Origin of the sequence: Streptomyces sp. NPDC057010 (assembly GCF_042673805.1) — a bacterium.
Classification (GTDB): Bacteria; Actinomycetota; Actinomycetes; order Streptomycetales; family Streptomycetaceae; genus Streptomyces.
Genome location: NZ_JBHUSC010000091.1, coordinates 1 through 13,681 on the forward strand (window position 1 = coordinate 1; position 13,681 = coordinate 13,681).

General features: G+C 72.7%; 14 protein-coding genes. 3 read left to right on the top strand and 11 right to left on the bottom strand.

Annotation, left to right across the window (positions count from 1 at the left end; all coding sequences use genetic code 11):
- Positions 1-49: 49 nt before the first annotated feature.
- Complete coding sequence (locus ACFTXQ_RS35345; protein WP_382649408.1) at positions 50-493, bottom strand: YidB family protein; 444 nt, start codon at positions 491-493, stop codon at positions 50-52.
- A 138-nt stretch (positions 494-631) separates the two neighbouring features.
- Here ACFTXQ_RS35345 and ACFTXQ_RS35350 point away from each other — a divergent pair, with 138 nt between their 5' ends.
- The 3 genes from ACFTXQ_RS35350 to ACFTXQ_RS35360 all read left to right on the top strand — a co-directional run bounded on the left by ACFTXQ_RS35350 (position 632) and on the right by ACFTXQ_RS35360 (position 2,252).
- Positions 632-973, top strand: coding sequence for a DUF952 domain-containing protein (locus ACFTXQ_RS35350; RefSeq protein WP_382649411.1), 342 nt, complete (start codon positions 632-634; stop codon positions 971-973).
- A gap of 81 nt (positions 974-1,054) precedes the next feature.
- Complete coding sequence (locus ACFTXQ_RS35355) at positions 1,055-1,543, top strand: Rieske (2Fe-2S) protein (RefSeq protein WP_382649414.1); 489 nt, start codon at positions 1,055-1,057, stop codon at positions 1,541-1,543.
- Between the two features lie 28 nt (positions 1,544-1,571).
- Complete coding sequence (locus ACFTXQ_RS35360) at positions 1,572-2,252, top strand: DNA polymerase beta superfamily protein (RefSeq protein WP_382649417.1); 681 nt, start codon at positions 1,572-1,574, stop codon at positions 2,250-2,252.
- Here the strand turns inward: ACFTXQ_RS35360 and ACFTXQ_RS35365 are convergent.
- From ACFTXQ_RS35365 to ACFTXQ_RS35410, 10 genes are all read right to left on the bottom strand, one after another.
- On the bottom strand, positions 2,241-2,999 hold the full coding sequence (locus tag ACFTXQ_RS35365; protein WP_382649420.1) for a DNA polymerase beta superfamily protein: 759 nt from the start codon (positions 2,997-2,999) through the stop codon (positions 2,241-2,243). The two genes, ACFTXQ_RS35360 and ACFTXQ_RS35365, sit on opposite strands and share 12 nt — an antisense overlap.
- Positions 3,000-3,002: 3 nt before the next feature.
- Complete coding sequence (locus tag ACFTXQ_RS35370; protein ID WP_382649423.1) at positions 3,003-4,028, bottom strand: ADP-ribosylglycohydrolase family protein; 1,026 nt, start codon at positions 4,026-4,028, stop codon at positions 3,003-3,005.
- Positions 4,025-4,771, bottom strand: a complete 747-nt coding sequence (locus tag ACFTXQ_RS35375; RefSeq protein ID WP_382649426.1) for an NUDIX domain-containing protein — start codon at positions 4,769-4,771, stop codon at positions 4,025-4,027. Before ACFTXQ_RS35375 ends, ACFTXQ_RS35370 begins: the two co-directional genes overlap by 4 nt.
- 119 nt (positions 4,772-4,890) lie before the next feature.
- Positions 4,891-6,141, bottom strand: coding sequence for a pseudouridine synthase (locus ACFTXQ_RS35380; protein WP_382649429.1), 1,251 nt, complete (start codon positions 6,139-6,141; stop codon positions 4,891-4,893).
- Positions 6,141-6,794, bottom strand: a complete 654-nt coding sequence (gene scpB, locus ACFTXQ_RS35385) for an SMC-Scp complex subunit ScpB (protein ID WP_382649432.1) — start codon at positions 6,792-6,794, stop codon at positions 6,141-6,143. The genes ACFTXQ_RS35380 and scpB overlap by 1 nt, the downstream gene beginning before the upstream one ends.
- Positions 6,791-7,825 (bottom strand): segregation and condensation protein A, encoded by a 1,035-nt coding sequence (locus tag ACFTXQ_RS35390; RefSeq protein ID WP_382649446.1) that lies wholly within the window; start codon positions 7,823-7,825, stop codon positions 6,791-6,793. The genes scpB and ACFTXQ_RS35390 overlap by 4 nt, the downstream gene beginning before the upstream one ends.
- Positions 7,826-8,070: 245 nt before the next feature.
- Positions 8,071-8,571 (bottom strand): hypothetical protein, encoded by a 501-nt coding sequence (locus tag ACFTXQ_RS35395; RefSeq protein ID WP_382649435.1) that lies wholly within the window; start codon positions 8,569-8,571, stop codon positions 8,071-8,073.
- On the bottom strand, positions 8,556-9,593 hold the full coding sequence (locus ACFTXQ_RS35400) for a ParA family protein (RefSeq protein ID WP_382649438.1): 1,038 nt from the start codon (positions 9,591-9,593) through the stop codon (positions 8,556-8,558). Before ACFTXQ_RS35400 ends, ACFTXQ_RS35395 begins: the two co-directional genes overlap by 16 nt.
- A 416-nt stretch (positions 9,594-10,009) precedes the next feature.
- Positions 10,010-11,125 carry an alanine dehydrogenase gene (ald, locus tag ACFTXQ_RS35405; RefSeq protein WP_382649441.1) on the bottom strand — a complete coding sequence of 372 codons (1,116 nt, stop codon included), beginning with the start codon at positions 11,123-11,125 and terminating at the stop codon, positions 10,010-10,012.
- Between the two features lie 153 nt (positions 11,126-11,278).
- Entirely contained in the window at positions 11,279-13,252 is a 1,974-nt protein-coding gene (locus ACFTXQ_RS35410; protein WP_382649443.1) for a tetratricopeptide repeat protein, read from the bottom strand.
- Positions 13,253-13,681: the final 429 nt, after the last annotated feature.

Consider the following 13,681-nt stretch of genomic DNA (forward strand, 5'->3'; position numbering starts at 1 on the left):
CCTGTGGGACGGGCCGCCGGGCCCGCGGTCACTGCCGAGTCGGGCGGAGTCAGAGGGACTGCGCCCTGATGATGTCCTCCAGCGATCCGGAGGGCACCTGGCCGTTCGGTGTCATCCTGTCGACGGCCCGCGGCAGCGTCTGCGCGATCTGGTCGGCGGCCTGCTCCGGGCTGACGCCCGCCTCCTGCGCGACCTTCTGCAGGGTGTCGGCGGGCAGCGCCTCCTGGATCTGCGTGCCGCTGACCGGCTGGTTCTCGCCGGTGCCGACCCAGGACTGCGCCGGGCCCGCGAGGCCGGACTTGGTCAGCATGTCCAGCAGGCCGCCGAGCGGATTGCCGTTCCCGGCCCCCTGCGCGCCGCCGCCGGCGCCACCGGCGCCGCCGCCCATGAGCGCGCCGAGGAGCGAGCCGAGGATGTTGCCGCCGCCACCGCCGCCCTGACCGCCGCCGCCGAGGAGGCCGCCGAGAAGGGAGCCGAGGTCGTTACCCGCCATCGTGATGCCTTTCGAAGAGGGACCGGGCCGCGCGGAGAGCGCCGTACCCGGCTTCAAGACACTGGACAATGTCACCCATTGCGGACACTGCTGCCACCTGATGCACACTCCCGCGGCCACTGCGGTAGAACGATCGGCATGATCTTCCACCTCGTCCCCCTCGCCGACTGGACCGCCGCGCCCGAGCGGCCGTACGCCCCGCCCTCCCTCGACTCGGAGGGCTTCGTGCACTGTTCGGCGGACCGGGCGACGGCGCTGGCCATCGCCGAGGCACGCTACGGCGATGTCGGCGGGACCCTGCTCGCGGTGGAACTCGACGAGGACGCCCTCACCGCGGAGGTCCGCCGCGAGGGTGAATCCGGCGGCCGCTACCCGCACGTGCACGGCCCGCTGAACCGGGACGCCGTGATCCACGTGTGGGAGGTCGTACGCACTCCCGGCAGTCCTGCCTCACTGGCCCCATGGCAGCCGGGCCCCTGAAACGGCGCGGCGCGCTTCTCCCGAGGCCCGCCGCAGGCCAGGATGCTGCACGCCATCCGGCCACAATGCGAGGAGAAACTGATGAGCGACACCACGCGCACCGCCCGCCGCACGGTACTGGCGGCCGGCGCGGCCACCCTGGCCGGCGGCGCACTCGCCGCCTGCGGAAAGGACGAGGCCGGAAAGCCGGCCGAGAACGGCTCGGCCGGCGCGGCCTCCTCGTCCGCACCCGCCGCGTCCGCACCCGCCTCCGCTCCGGCGTCCCAGCCCGCGGGCGCGGGGAAGACCATCGCCAAGGCGGCGGACGTACCCGTCGGCGGCGGCACGATCCTGAAGGAGGAGAAGCTGGTCGTCACCCAGCCCACGGCCGGGTCCTTCCGCTGCTTCACGGCGGTCTGCACCCACCAGGGCTGCCTCGTCAACAAGGTGGAGGCCGGCACCATCGACTGCCCCTGCCACGGCAGCAAGTTCCAGGCGACGGACGGCGCGGTCGCCCACGGCCCGGCCACCAAGCCGCTGGCGGAGAAGAAGATCACGGTCGCGGCGGACGGCAGCATCTCGCTCGCGTAGCGGGGCACCCCGTGCCTAGGCTCCCCCGATGGACGATCTGACGCTGGTACGGGACCACACGGTCTACCGGTGTGTGATGGGCTCCCGGGCGTTCGGGCTGGCGACGGAGGCGAGCGACACCGACCGGCGCGGTGTCTACCTCGCCCCGACGCCGCTGTTCTGGCGTTTCGAGAAGCCCCCCACGCACGTGGAGGGCCCCCGGGACGAGGAGTTCTCCTGGGAGCTGGAGCGCTTCTGCGAACTGGCCCTGCGCGCCAACCCGAACATCCTGGAGTGCCTGCACTCCCCGCTGGTGGAGCACGTCACCCCGGTCGGAGAGGAACTCCTCTCCCTCCGCGGGGCCTTCCTCTCCCGCCGGGCCCACACCAGCTTCAGCCGCTACGCCGCCTCCCAACGCGGCAAACTCCTCGCGGACGTCCGCAACCACGGCGCCCCGCGCTGGAAGCACGCCATGCACCTGTTGCGCCTGCTCCTGTCCTGCCGCGACCTGCTGCGCACGGCCCGCCTGAACCTCGACGCGGGCCCGTACCGCGACCGCCTCCTGGCGGTCCGCCGCGGCGAGCTCACCTGGGACGAGGTCGACGCCTGGATGTCCCGTCTCGTCACGGAGACCGAGACCGCCCTGGCCGCCACCGCGCTCCCCGCGGATCCGGACCACGCCCGCGTACAGGACTTCCTGGTCCGCGCCCGCCGCGCGTCAGCCGCGTAGCGTCCGCCGCCGTACGACGAGCTCGTCGAGGGCGTCGTACGCCGACGGGTGCTCCGGCAGCGCGGTGTCGGACTGCGCCGCGTCCAGCACCGCGTGGAGCGCCTCGAACTCCTCCCGCACCCGGTCGGCGGCCCGACCCTCGTACGCCCCGTGCTCTGCGGCCACCTTGGCCTCGATCAGGTCCGCGAGCCGGGCGGGCGCCTCGGGCACCTCGGCCAGCAGGGTCGGCAGGTGCGCCTGCACCTCGGCCGACCTCATCAGGTGGATGCCGGTGAGCAGGGCCCGGAAGGTGTAGAGCAGCGGCTTGAGTTCGGCGGTCTTCTCGAAGAGCCGCCACTGGGTGTTGGCGAAGCCCCGGTAGTGGTGGGCGTGGTGGGAGGTCAGGACGCCGGGGGCCAGCGCGACCAGTTCCGCGTGCGCGGGCGTCGTGTGGACCACCAGCGGCGACAGCAGCTGCTCCAGGACGTAGCCGTTGCGGTTCAGCATCAGACGGACGAACTTGCGCAGGTCGTGCGTGACGAGGTCCATTTCCACGTCGTCCCGGTCCCACATGCGGGTGCGGGTCTCCTCCGGCTCGCGCAGGCCCAGGAGGGCCTGCGCCGGGAGCAGATGGGCGCCGCGCAGGTCGATGTCGGAGTCCCGGGACGGGAAGCCGTACAGGTGGGCGCCCGAGACCGTGGCAAAGAGCAGCGGGTCGGGCTGTTCCGCCACGACGGGGGTCAGGTCGAGACTCAGTGCATCCAGCATGGATCAAGCATCCCAGAGGGCGCCGAGGGCCAGGAGTTCGTCCCGGTACTCGATGCGGCCCTCCCAGTCGCGGGGCCAGACGTCCGCGCCGAGGTGGGCGCCCGCGAAGGCGCCGGCCAGGCAGGCTATCGAGTCGGAGTCGCCCCGGGTGCAGGCCGCGCGGCGCAGGGCCAGGAGGGGCTCGTCCGGGAAGAGCAGGAAGCACTGGAGGGCGGTGGCGAAGGCTTCCTCGGCGATCCAGCCGTCGCCCGTGGTCAGGCACGGGTCGGTCTCGGGGGACGGGGTGCGCAGGGCGGCCGCCAGCCGGTCCAGGACCGCCAGGCAGTCGTCCCAGCCCCGCGCGATGAAGGACTCGGGCGAGGCGTCGGAGGCGGTCCGCATCCACAGGTCGCCGAGCCAGCGCTCGTGGTAGCGGGTGCGGTTCTCCAGGGCGTACGAGCGCAGCCGCCCGACCAGGCCCGTCACCTCGGTGCCCTGCGCCAGCAGGTACACGGCGCGCGCGGTCAGGTCGGAGGCGGCCAGCGCCGTCGGGTGGCCGTGGGTGAGGGCCGACTGGAGCTGGGCGGCGCCCGCCCGCTCCTCCTCGGTCCAGCCCGGGACCAGCCCCACCGGAGCCACCCGCATGTTCGCGCCGCAGCCCTTGGAGCCGATCTGACTGGCGTCCCGCCAGTCCCGCTCGGGCTTCGCCAGCAGCATGCAGGCGGTCATGCAGGTGCGGCCCGGGGCCCGGTTGTTCTCCGGGGAGCGGTACCACTCGACGTACTCCTCGCGCACCGGCCGGGTCAGCCTCAGCGGGCCGATCCGGCCCCGCCCCGTCGCCGTGCGGATGCCGCGCGCGAGGGCGAGGGTCATCTGGGTGTCGTCGGTGACGATCGCCGGCCGGGGCAGCCGCATCTCCCGCCACGGGCCGGTCTTGGCCAGGATCGACGGCACGTCGTTGAACTCCGTCGGGAAGCCGAGGGCGTCGCCCAGGGCCAGGCCGATCAGGGCGCCGGTCGCCGCTCGCTTCGTGGTCGTCGTCCTCGTCATCGTCGTCCTTCCGTGGGGCGGAGCAGGGGCGGGTGGAGGGTGGTCGCCGGTCCGGGCCGGTAGAGCGCGGCCGGTTTGCCGCGTCCGCCGGTGAGCCGGGCGGCTCCCGGTACGGCCTCGACGAAGCCGGGTGTGGCCAGGACCTTGCGGCGGAAGTTGGGGCGGTCGAGGGCGGTGTCCCAGACGGTCTCGTAGACGGCCTGGAGCTCCCCGAGGGTGAACTCGGGCGGGCAGAAGGCGGTGGCCAGGCAGGTGTACTCCAGCTTCGAGCCGATCCGCTCCCGGGCGTCGGCCAGGATCACCGCGTGGTCGAAGGCCAGGCCGGGGAGCTCCCCCACCGGCTCCCAGCGGGCGCCGGCCGCGTCGCCGCCGCCCTCCGCCGCCGGCTCCGGCAGGTCCGGGACCAGCGCCGTGAAGGCCACCGAGACCACCCGCATCCGCGGATCGCGGTCCGGCTCGCTGTAGGTGCGCAGCTGCTCCAGGTGCAGGCCGGCCACCAGGTCCGCCGGCAGGCCGGTCTCCTCGGCCAGTTCCCAGCGGGCGGCCGCCTCCGCGGACTCCCGGGGCAGGACGAAGCCGCCGGGCAGCGCCCAGGCCCCCGCGTACGGCTCCTGCCCGCGGCGGATCAGCAGGACGTGCAGCCGTCCGCCCCGCACGGTGAACACGGCGAGGTCGACGGTCACCGCGAACGGCTCGAAGGCGGAGGGTTCATAACCTGGTCCACCCCCGTGGGTCCAGCTCATGCGACCTCCCCCGGCGTTTTAATGGTCAGACTGACTATAAACAGCGAGGGGTCGGCGGACAAGCGAAAAGCCCGCAGTGCCTGGGGCACTGCGGGCTCTCACGCCTGGACCGGGCGGTACTACAGACCGACCTCGCGCATCAGCATGCCGACCTCGGTGTTGGTCAGGCGGCGCAGCCAGCCGGACTTCTGGTCGCCGAGCTCGATCGGGCCGAAGGAGGTCCGGACGAGCTTGTCGACGGGGAAGCCGGCCTCGGCCAGCATGCGGCGGACGATGTGCTTGCGGCCCTCGTGCAGGGTCACCTCGACCATGTAGTTCCTGCCGACCTGGTCGACGACGCGGAAGTTGTCGGCGCGGGCCCAGCCGTCCTCCAGCTCGATGCCGTCCTTGAGCCGCTTGCCGATGTCACGCGGCAGGTTGCCGGTGATGGCGGCCACGTACGTCTTCTGCACGCCGTACTTCGGGTGCGTGAGGCGGTGGGCCAGCTCGCCGTGGTTGGTGAGCAGGATGATGCCCTCGGTCTCGGTGTCGAGCCGGCCGACGTGGAAGAGACGCGTCTCGCGGTTGGTGACGTAGTCGCCCAGGCACTGGCGGCCGTCCGGGTCCTCCATGGTGGAGACGACGCCGGCCGGCTTGTTCAGCGCGAAGAACAGGTACGACTGGGTGGCGACGGTCAGGCCGTCCACCTTGATCTCGTCCTTCGGCTGGACGCGCTTGCCCTGCTCCGTGACGATCTCGCCGTTCACCTCGACGCGGGCCTGCTCGATGAGCTCCTCGCAGGCGCGGCGCGAGCCCATGCCGGCCCGGGCCAGCACCTTCTGCAGCCGCTCGCCCTCCAGCTCGGCACCGGGGAAGGTCTTCGGGGTCTTGATCACCGGCTTGTCGGCGTACCGGTCGCGCACGCGCTCCTCGATGCGCGCGTCCAGCTCGCGCGGGCGGGACTGGCCGCTGCGGCTGCCCGGACCGCGGCGCGGGCCGCCGGCCCCGCCGATGCCGGGGGTCTTGGAGGTCTTGGGGCCGCCCTTGGCGCCGCCACGCGCGGCCGCGCCGCGGGCGCCGCCACGGCTGCGCTCGCCCTCGGGGCCCACGTCGTAGCGGCGCTCCTCGGGGCGGGGGTTGCGGGGCCGCTGGGGCGCCTGGTCGCGGTCCCGGTCGCGCGAGCCGGAGCCGCCGCCCTGGTAGCCGCCGCCGGAGGAGCCGCCGCGGTAGCCGCCGGAGGAGCCGCCACCGCGGTTGCCGCCACCGCCGGAGGAGCCGCCACCGCGGTAGCCACCGCCGCCGGAGGAGGAGCCGCCGCGGGAGCTACCGCGTCCGCCACCCCCGCCGCCGCCGCTGTTCCTGTTGCCGCCGCCGTTGCCGTTGCTTCGCATCAAATGTCCGTCGTCTTGTCGTCGTCTTCATCAGTGTCCGGTGCGTCCGGATCGAACGACGGCACACCTTCTTGCGTCTCGGCTTCGATCGCCTCCGCCTCGGGGAGGAAGGGCGCGAGCTCCGGGAGCTCGTCCAGGCCGCGCAGGCCCATCCGCTCCAAAAAGTGGTTCGTCGTCCTGTACAGGATCGCACCTGTTTCGGGTTCCGTCCCCGCCTCCTCCACCAGACCCCGCTGGAGGAGGGTCCGCATGACCCCGTCGCAGTTGACTCCGCGGACCGCCGAGACCCGCGACCGGCTCACCGGCTGGCGGTACGCGACGACCGCGAGGGTCTCCAGTGCCGCCTGGGTGAGCCGGGCCGTCTGGCCGTCCAGTACGAAGCCCTCGACGGCCGGGGCGTAGGCGGCCCGGCTGTAGAAGCGCCAGCCGCCGGCGACGAGCCGGAGCTCGAAGCCGCGGCGCTGGACCGTGTACTCGTCGGCGAGTTCGCGCAGGGCGTCCGCGACCTCGCGCGGGGTGCGCCGGAGCACCTTGGCGAGGTGCGCCTCGGTCGCCGGCTCGTCCACGACCATGAGGACGGCCTCCAGGGCGGGCTTCAGCTCCAGCGCGGCCACTGCGCTCGCGTCCGCGCTCGCGCTCGCTTCGCTGCTCAATCCTTCGCCTCCACGATCTGGTCGAACTCGTCGGTCACGGTCGGCATGCCGTCGCCGTCGCCGCCGCTCCAGCGGACGGTCAGGGTCCGCAGGGCCTCCTCCTGGTCGAGGACCACCGCCTTCTCGCGGTAGAGCTCCAGGAGCGCCAGGAAGCGGGCGACGACGGTGAGGGTGTCGCCGGCGTCCTCGGTGAGCTCCTGGAAGGTGGCCTCGCCGCGCGCCTTCAGCATCCGTACGACGAGCCCTGCCTGCTCGCGGACGCTGACGAGCGGGGCGTGGATGTGGTCCACGTAGACCTGGGGCTTCGCCTTGGGCTGCATGGCCTTGACGGCCAGCCGGGCGAACCCCTCGGCGCCGATGCTGATGACGACCTCGGGGAGCAGGTCGGCGTGGTGCGGCTCCAGGCCCACGGTGCGGGGGTAGCGGCGGGCCTCGGCTTCGGCGCGCTCCTCGAAGATCTCGGCGATGCGCTTGTACGCCCGGTACTGGAGCAGGCGCGCGAAGAGCAGGTCCCGGGCCTCCAGCAGGGCGAGGTCGGCCTCGTCCTCGACCTCGGCGGCGGGCAGCAGCCGGGCCGCCTTGAGGTCGAGCAGGGTGGCGGCGACCACCAGGAACTCGGTGGTCTGGTCGAGATCCCAGTCGGGCCCCATGGCCCGGATGTGCGCCATGAACTCGTCGGTGACCTTCGACAGCGCGACCTCGGTGACGTCGAGCCTGTGCCGGGAGATCAGCGTGAGCAGCAGGTCGAACGGACCCTCGAAGTTGGCGAGCCGCAGGGTGAACCGGCCGCCTCCCGCGGGGTCTGAGGCGTCCACGCTCCCGGGGCCTTCCCCCGGCCCTCCTGCGGGCGCTTCGTGGCCCTCTGCGGGGGCGTCAGGGGCTGCGGGGGCTTCCTGGGGGGCCTCGCCCGGTCCGGCCGGTCCGGGGCGCGCAGCGGGCGCCCCGAGGGCCTCAGGGGCCTCGACCGGAGTACTACCGGGCCCCCGGCCCAGGACACGGCGGGGCGGTCGGCCGGATTCGGGGAGGGGCATCGGGGTCCAGGTGGTGCGGAGGAGGCTGCCGGGGAGGCCGGCGGGAGCACCCGCCGCCACGAGCAGCCTAGTGCGGTAGCCAGGGGCAGCCCCGCAACGGTGCCGCACCCGACAACGCAGGTCGGCCAAGTCCAGCCCCGCCGGCGATTGAGGCGCGGGGGTTCGGGGGCGGAGCCCCCGCAACGGCGCCGCACCCGGCAGCGCGGCTCAGCCGGCGACGGCCCAGCGGCGGCGCAGCCCGAGGGTCAGCGGCCGCGGAGGCGGCGGACCAGGATGCTGGCGTCGCCGCGGGACTCCAGGTCCGCGAGGACGACGGCGACCGCCTCGCGGACGATGCGGCCCCGGTCGACCGCGAGGCCGTGCTCGCCGCGGAGCACCAGACGGGCGTGCTCCAGATCCATGAGTTCCTCGGCGGAGACGTAGACCGTGATCTTCTCGTCGTGCCGCTCCCGCCCGCTGGGCCGCCGGTTGGCGCCCCGCCCCTGCCCCTTGCCGCGCCGGTCCGCCTGGGAGGTTCCGTTGACAGAACCTTCCTGCGACCGCCGGGGTGCGCCCATGCCGGGTTCCGTACCGGCCGCCGCCTCCCGGCTGCGGCCCTCCCCCGCCGTACCGTCCGCCGGGGCGGCCGAGTGCTCCGCGCCGGGCGCCTCCTCGGCCCCGCGCCGGGGCGAGGACGACTGGAGGGCCATCCCCCCGGTCGTGCGGAACAGTTCGTCGGCTCCGGGCAGACTCACTCGGCGTGACACCGGGCGAGCACCTCCCTGGCGAGCTGGCGATACGCGGCGGCGCCGACGGAGTTGGAGGCGTACGTCGTGATCGGCTCACCGGCGACCGTGGTCTCCGGGAAGCGCACCGTGCGGCCGATGACCGTGTGGTAGACGTGGTCGTCGAAGGCCTCGACGACGCGCGCCAGCACCTCGCGGCTGTGCACCGTACGGGAGTCGTACATCGTGGCGAGGATGCCGTCGAGCTCCAGCTCGGGGTTGAGCCGCTCCTGCACCTTCTCGATGGTCTCGGTCAGCAGCGCCACGCCGCGCAGCGCGAAGAACTCGCACTCCAGCGGGACGATGACCTTGTGAGCCGCCGTCAGGGCGTTCACGGTCAGCAGACCGAGCGAGGGCTGACAGTCGATCACGATGTAGTCGTAGTCGGCCATCAGGGGCTTCAGGGCCCGCTGCAGGGTCGACTCGCGCGCGACCTCGCTGACCAACTGCACTTCGGCGGCGGACAGGTCGATGTTGCTCGGCAGCAAGTCCATGTTGGGGACCGCCGTCTTGAGCAGCACCTCGTCGGCCGACATGCCCCGCTCCATGAGCAGGTTGTAGACCGTCAGGTCGAGTTCCATCGGGTTCACGCCGAGACCCACGGACAGCGCGCCCTGCGGGTCGAAGTCGACGAGCAGCACGCGGCGCCCGTACTCGGCGAGCGCGGCGCCCAGGTTGATGGTCGACGTGGTCTTGCCCACGCCGCCCTTCTGGTTGCACATCGCGATGATCTTCGCCGGACCGTGGTCGGTCAGCGGACCCGGGATGGGGAAGTACGGGAGCGGGCGTCCGGTCGGGCCGATCCGCTCACGGCGCTGACGGGCAGCGTCGGGGGCGAGGGTGGCCGCGTACTCGGGGTCCGGTTCGTACTCCGCGTCGGGGTCGTAGAAGTGCCCCTCGGGCACATTGTCGTAGTCGGCGAAACCCACGGGCTGATCGCCGCTCAGGTCGCCGGCCCTGGAGTTCACGTCTAGGCCGTCCATGCTCTTTTGGGGCGTCGTCATGTGCTGGTGGTTTGCGAAGGTGCGGACTGCGACGGAGCCGACAGCTTCGAGCCCTCGACCACCCCCAGGAGCAAATGTCGACTCATTCACAAGTCGTCTTACCTCCTCGGACGTGACCAGGACACTTATCGATAGGTCAGCGTGGCACCATGCCGACGGTTGGCGACTCTATGGCGTGTCACCACTCAGCGGCAACACAATCCGCCGGACCCGGCACGATGTGTCGGCAACCGAACACCACTCTGTCAAGGGCGTGCGGCGTGCCACCGCGAAGTTTCGCGGGTGTGCGAAAGGGTTAAAGGGTTACGTTCGAGGCGAGTTGAGCCGGGTGCGCAGGGATGCCGCAAACGCGTCCGGCCGGACCTTGCGGGCAAGGTCCGGCCGGATACGTGAGATTGACGTCAGTCGTTGACGTTTCAGCCGAGCAGCGTGCTCAGCTCGAGGGTCTCGAGACCGTGGGCCTCGGCGACCGGGCCGTAAACGACCTGGCCGTCATGGGTGTTGAGGCCCAGGGCGAGCGCCGGGTCGCGACGCAGCGCCTCGACCCAGCCGAGGTTCGCGAGCTGCACGATGTAGGGCAGCGTGGCGTTGGTCAGGGCGTAGGTGGAGGTGTTCGGCACCGCGCCCGGCATGTTGGCGACGCAGTAGAAGACCGAGTTGTGGACCTGGAAGGTCGGCTCGGCGTGGGTGGTCGGACGGGAGTCCTCGAAGCAGCCGCCCTGGTCGATCGCAATGTCGACAAGGACACTTCCGGGCTTCATCTTCGCGACGAGCTCGTTGGTGACCAGCTTCGGGGCCTTCGCACCCGGGATCAGAACCGCGCCGATGACGAGGTCGGCCTCGATGACGGCCTTCTCCAGCTCGTAGGCGTTGGAGACGATCGTCTTGATCTTCGTACCGAAGATCTTGTCGGCCTCGCGGAGCTTGTTGATGTCCTTGTCGAGCAGGGTCACGTGGAAGCCCATGCCGATGGCGATCTGCGCGGCGTTCCAGCCGGAGACGCCGCCGCCGATGACGACGCACTCGCCGGCGTGGGTGCCGGGGACACCGCCCGGGAGGACGCCGCGGCCGCCGGCCGAGCGCATCAGGTGGTAGGCGCCGACCTGCGGGGCCAGGCGGCCCGCGACCTCGGACATCGGGGCGAGCAGCGGCAGCGCGCGGTTGGCGAGCTCCACCGTCTCGTAGGCGATGGCGGTGGTGCCGGACTCCAGCAGGGCGTCCGTGCACTCGCGGGAGGCCGCGAGGTGCAGGTAGGTGAAGAGGGTCTGGTCCTTGCGGAGGCGGTGGTACTCCTCCGCGATCGGCTCCTTGACCTTCAGCAGCAGGTCGGCGGTCGCCCAGACCTCGTCGGCGGTGCCGAGGATCTCGGCACCGGCCGAGACGTACTCGGCGTCGGTGATGGAGGAGCCCACACCGGCGTTCTGCTCGATGAAGACCTGGTGGCCGTTACGGACGAGCTCGTGGACACCGGCGGGGGTGATGGCCACGCGGAACTCGTTGTTCTTGACCTCGCGGGGGATGCCGACCTTCATCGTCGATCACGGTCCTTGACTCAGGGGGAATAACGGGGGCACTTCCATACATACCCGCCCACAAGAACGCGCAACGGGATGCACCACAGGATGACGTGGTGAAGCCAGTCTAATGAAGGATGAGGCGCTGTCTAGCCTTGCAAACCAATAATCTTAGTCCGAACCACTGCGGATTTCGCAGGCTGCGGGGTCGTCTCCCAGCAATCTGTCGGCCGCAGAACGGTGCAGTCTGGCGGCCGCGGGGTCGCCCAGCCGGTCGAGCGTGTCGGCCAGCCGGACCTGGAGCGCGGCCTGAAGTCGCTGGTCCCCGGCACGGCGCGCGAGCTCCACCGCCTCGCGGCAGGTGTGCAGGGATTCCTCGGGCCGGCCGGCGTACTCCTGGACCCGGGCCATCTCGCTCAACGCCTTTGCCTGCCCCGGGACATCGGCCAGTCGGCGGTACCCCGCGGCGGCCGCCCGCCAGCTGCGCAGCGCGTCCCCGTAGCGCCCCGCGTAGGTGTGCACGTTTCCGAGCCGTCCGTACAGCCGCGCCTCGTCCTCGCGCTCCCCCCGCGCGTGGGCCTGGGCGAGGGCCCGGCCGAACCAGTCGGAGGCCCGGTGCCAGTCCGCCAGCTCCTGGTACGCGCCGCCTACGGATTCCATCGCGCGACCGGTGGCGTACGGGTCATTCGCGGCCCGTCCGGCGTCCAGCGCGGCCCGGTAGCGCTCCAGTGCCTCCCGGGTCCGGCCGGTCTCGGCGTCCAGATCGGCCAGGTTCAGCAGCGCGGCGGCCTGCTCGCGGTGCAGGCCGCGGCGCTCGGCCACGTCCAGGACCAGGCGGTGCAGCCCGTACAGCTCGGGGGCGGCCGCGGCGGTGCCGCGGTGCTCCGCGAGGGCCCGTACGAGGCCTGCGACCAGGCGGCGGGCCAGGGTGTCCAGCTCGCCGTCGGCCACGGCGAGCGAGGCCGCGGCGGACAGGGCGGGCAGCCGGGTGTCCAGCCAGGTGGCGGCGGCGCGCCGGTCGGGGAACCGCAGGGCGCGCGGGAGGCCCTCCAGCTTCTCGGTCACGCCGAGCACACCGTCCTCGTCCGCTTCGGCCATGGCCCGGCAGGAGTGCAGCAGCCGTACGGTGCGCTCCAGCATCCGGGCCCGGGCGAGCTGGACCTCGGCCGGGCGCTCCTTTGTCTCCAGCAGGGCCTGGAGCAGGGGCGCCAGGCAGCCGGGCAGCAGGAACAGGCCGTCGTGGGCGCTGCGCAGCAGGCCCAGCCCGGCGAAATCGTCCAGCGTGGACTGGGCCGCGGCCACGGAGCAGCCGGCGAGGGCGGACGCGGTGTGGGAGTCGACGGTGCCGGCGGGCGCGAGCGGCAGGAGCCGCAGGGTGCGCTGGGCGGGCTGCGGCAGGGACTCGTAGACGAGCCGGAAGGCGCGGCCGAGCGGACCGCCGGTGCCCGCGGGCATGTCGTGCAGCTGCTTGGCCACGTCCGCGACGGAGGCCTTGGGGTGGGCGGCGAGCCATCCGCCGGCGAGGGCGAGCGCGGCGGGCTGGCCCCCGCACTCCTCGGCGAGGGCCTCGGCGGCGAGGGGGTCGACGGTGACGCGGGTGTCGCCGATGCGGTGGGCGAGCATCTGGACGGCGGAGGGGGTTTCCAGCCCGCCGAGGGTGCAGGGGCGGACGTCGGGGATCCCGGTGAGCGGGCCCTCGGCGGTGACGACGACGAGGCACTCGGGGGTGTCCGGGAGCAGGGCGTCGACCTGGAAGGGGTCGTCGGCGTCGTCGACCAGGATGATCACGCGGCGGCCGTCGAGTGCGGTGCGGAGGGTGGAGCTGAGCTCGTCCTCGCCGGCGCCGGGGGGTGTGGTCCGGCCGAGGCCCTCGATCAGCCCCCGGACGGCGCGGTCGGTGGCGACGCTCTCCCCGCCGGGGGTGGTGAGCCTGGTCCGGAGCACGCCGTCGGGGTACTGATCGGCGACCTCCCGCACGAAGGCCTCGGCGAGCGCGGTCCGGCCGGATCCCGGCCGCCCGGCGATCAGGAGGACCCGCGCGCGGGGCGCCTTGGCCTTGCGGCCGGAGAGGGTGTCGAGCCCGGTCCGTGCGATGTCCTCGCGCAGCTCCTTGAGCTCACGCCGCCGCCCGACGAAATCCGCCACGGATCCGCTCCTCTCGCTGCCCCTGGCTTCGGGGATCCCGAGCGTAGTTCACGCAGAGCGACGACCCGTGTGGAGCGCGGCGGACAAATCCCCCAATCGGATCAGCCGATGTTCCCATTTTCGTCCTGCGGCCCTCGCCCGACTCGGCTACCGCTGCGCGGAGCGGTCCCCTACCCGCCCTTCCCCCGTTCCCCGGGCTCCGCCCGGACCCGCTCCTCAAACGCCGGAGGGGCTGGATTTTGCCCGCACGGGACTGGACGTGCCGGCCGGGGGTGGGGACGGGGTGGGGTGTCGGCCGGGACTAAAACGAGATGAATTCGGCGCAAGCCCCCGCCCGACGAAGCAACCCCGGAAAGGGCGCCGAACATCGAAGCCCGTCCCGGACGACACCCCCCCCCGGGGCCCCCGCCCCGCCCGCCGCCCCCCCGG

Bases quoted from the DNA above. Each gene is read 5' to 3' on its own strand.
- ACFTXQ_RS35345 (WP_382649408.1), bottom strand. From the start codon at position 493: ATGGCGGGTAACGACCTCGGCTCCCTTCTCGGCGGCCTCCTCGGCGGC.
- ACFTXQ_RS35350 (WP_382649411.1), top strand. From the start codon at position 632: ATGATCTTCCACCTCGTCCCCCTCGCCGACTGGACCGCCGCGCCCGAG.
- ACFTXQ_RS35355 (WP_382649414.1), top strand. From the start codon at position 1,055: ATGAGCGACACCACGCGCACCGCCCGCCGCACGGTACTGGCGGCCGGC.
- ACFTXQ_RS35360 (WP_382649417.1), top strand. From the start codon at position 1,572: ATGGACGATCTGACGCTGGTACGGGACCACACGGTCTACCGGTGTGTG.
- ACFTXQ_RS35365 (WP_382649420.1), bottom strand. From the start codon at position 2,999: ATGCTGGATGCACTGAGTCTCGACCTGACCCCCGTCGTGGCGGAACAG.
- ACFTXQ_RS35370 (WP_382649423.1), bottom strand. From the start codon at position 4,028: ATGACGAGGACGACGACCACGAAGCGAGCGGCGACCGGCGCCCTGATC.
- ACFTXQ_RS35375 (WP_382649426.1), bottom strand. From the start codon at position 4,771: ATGAGCTGGACCCACGGGGGTGGACCAGGTTATGAACCCTCCGCCTTC.
- ACFTXQ_RS35380 (WP_382649429.1), bottom strand. From the start codon at position 6,141: ATGCGAAGCAACGGCAACGGCGGCGGCAACAGGAACAGCGGCGGCGGC.
- ACFTXQ_RS35390 (WP_382649446.1), bottom strand. From the start codon at position 7,825: ATGCCCCTCCCCGAATCCGGCCGACCGCCCCGCCGTGTCCTGGGCCGG.
- ACFTXQ_RS35400 (WP_382649438.1), bottom strand. From the start codon at position 9,593: ATGACGACGCCCCAAAAGAGCATGGACGGCCTAGACGTGAACTCCAGG.
- ald (WP_382649441.1), bottom strand. From the start codon at position 11,125: ATGAAGGTCGGCATCCCCCGCGAGGTCAAGAACAACGAGTTCCGCGTG.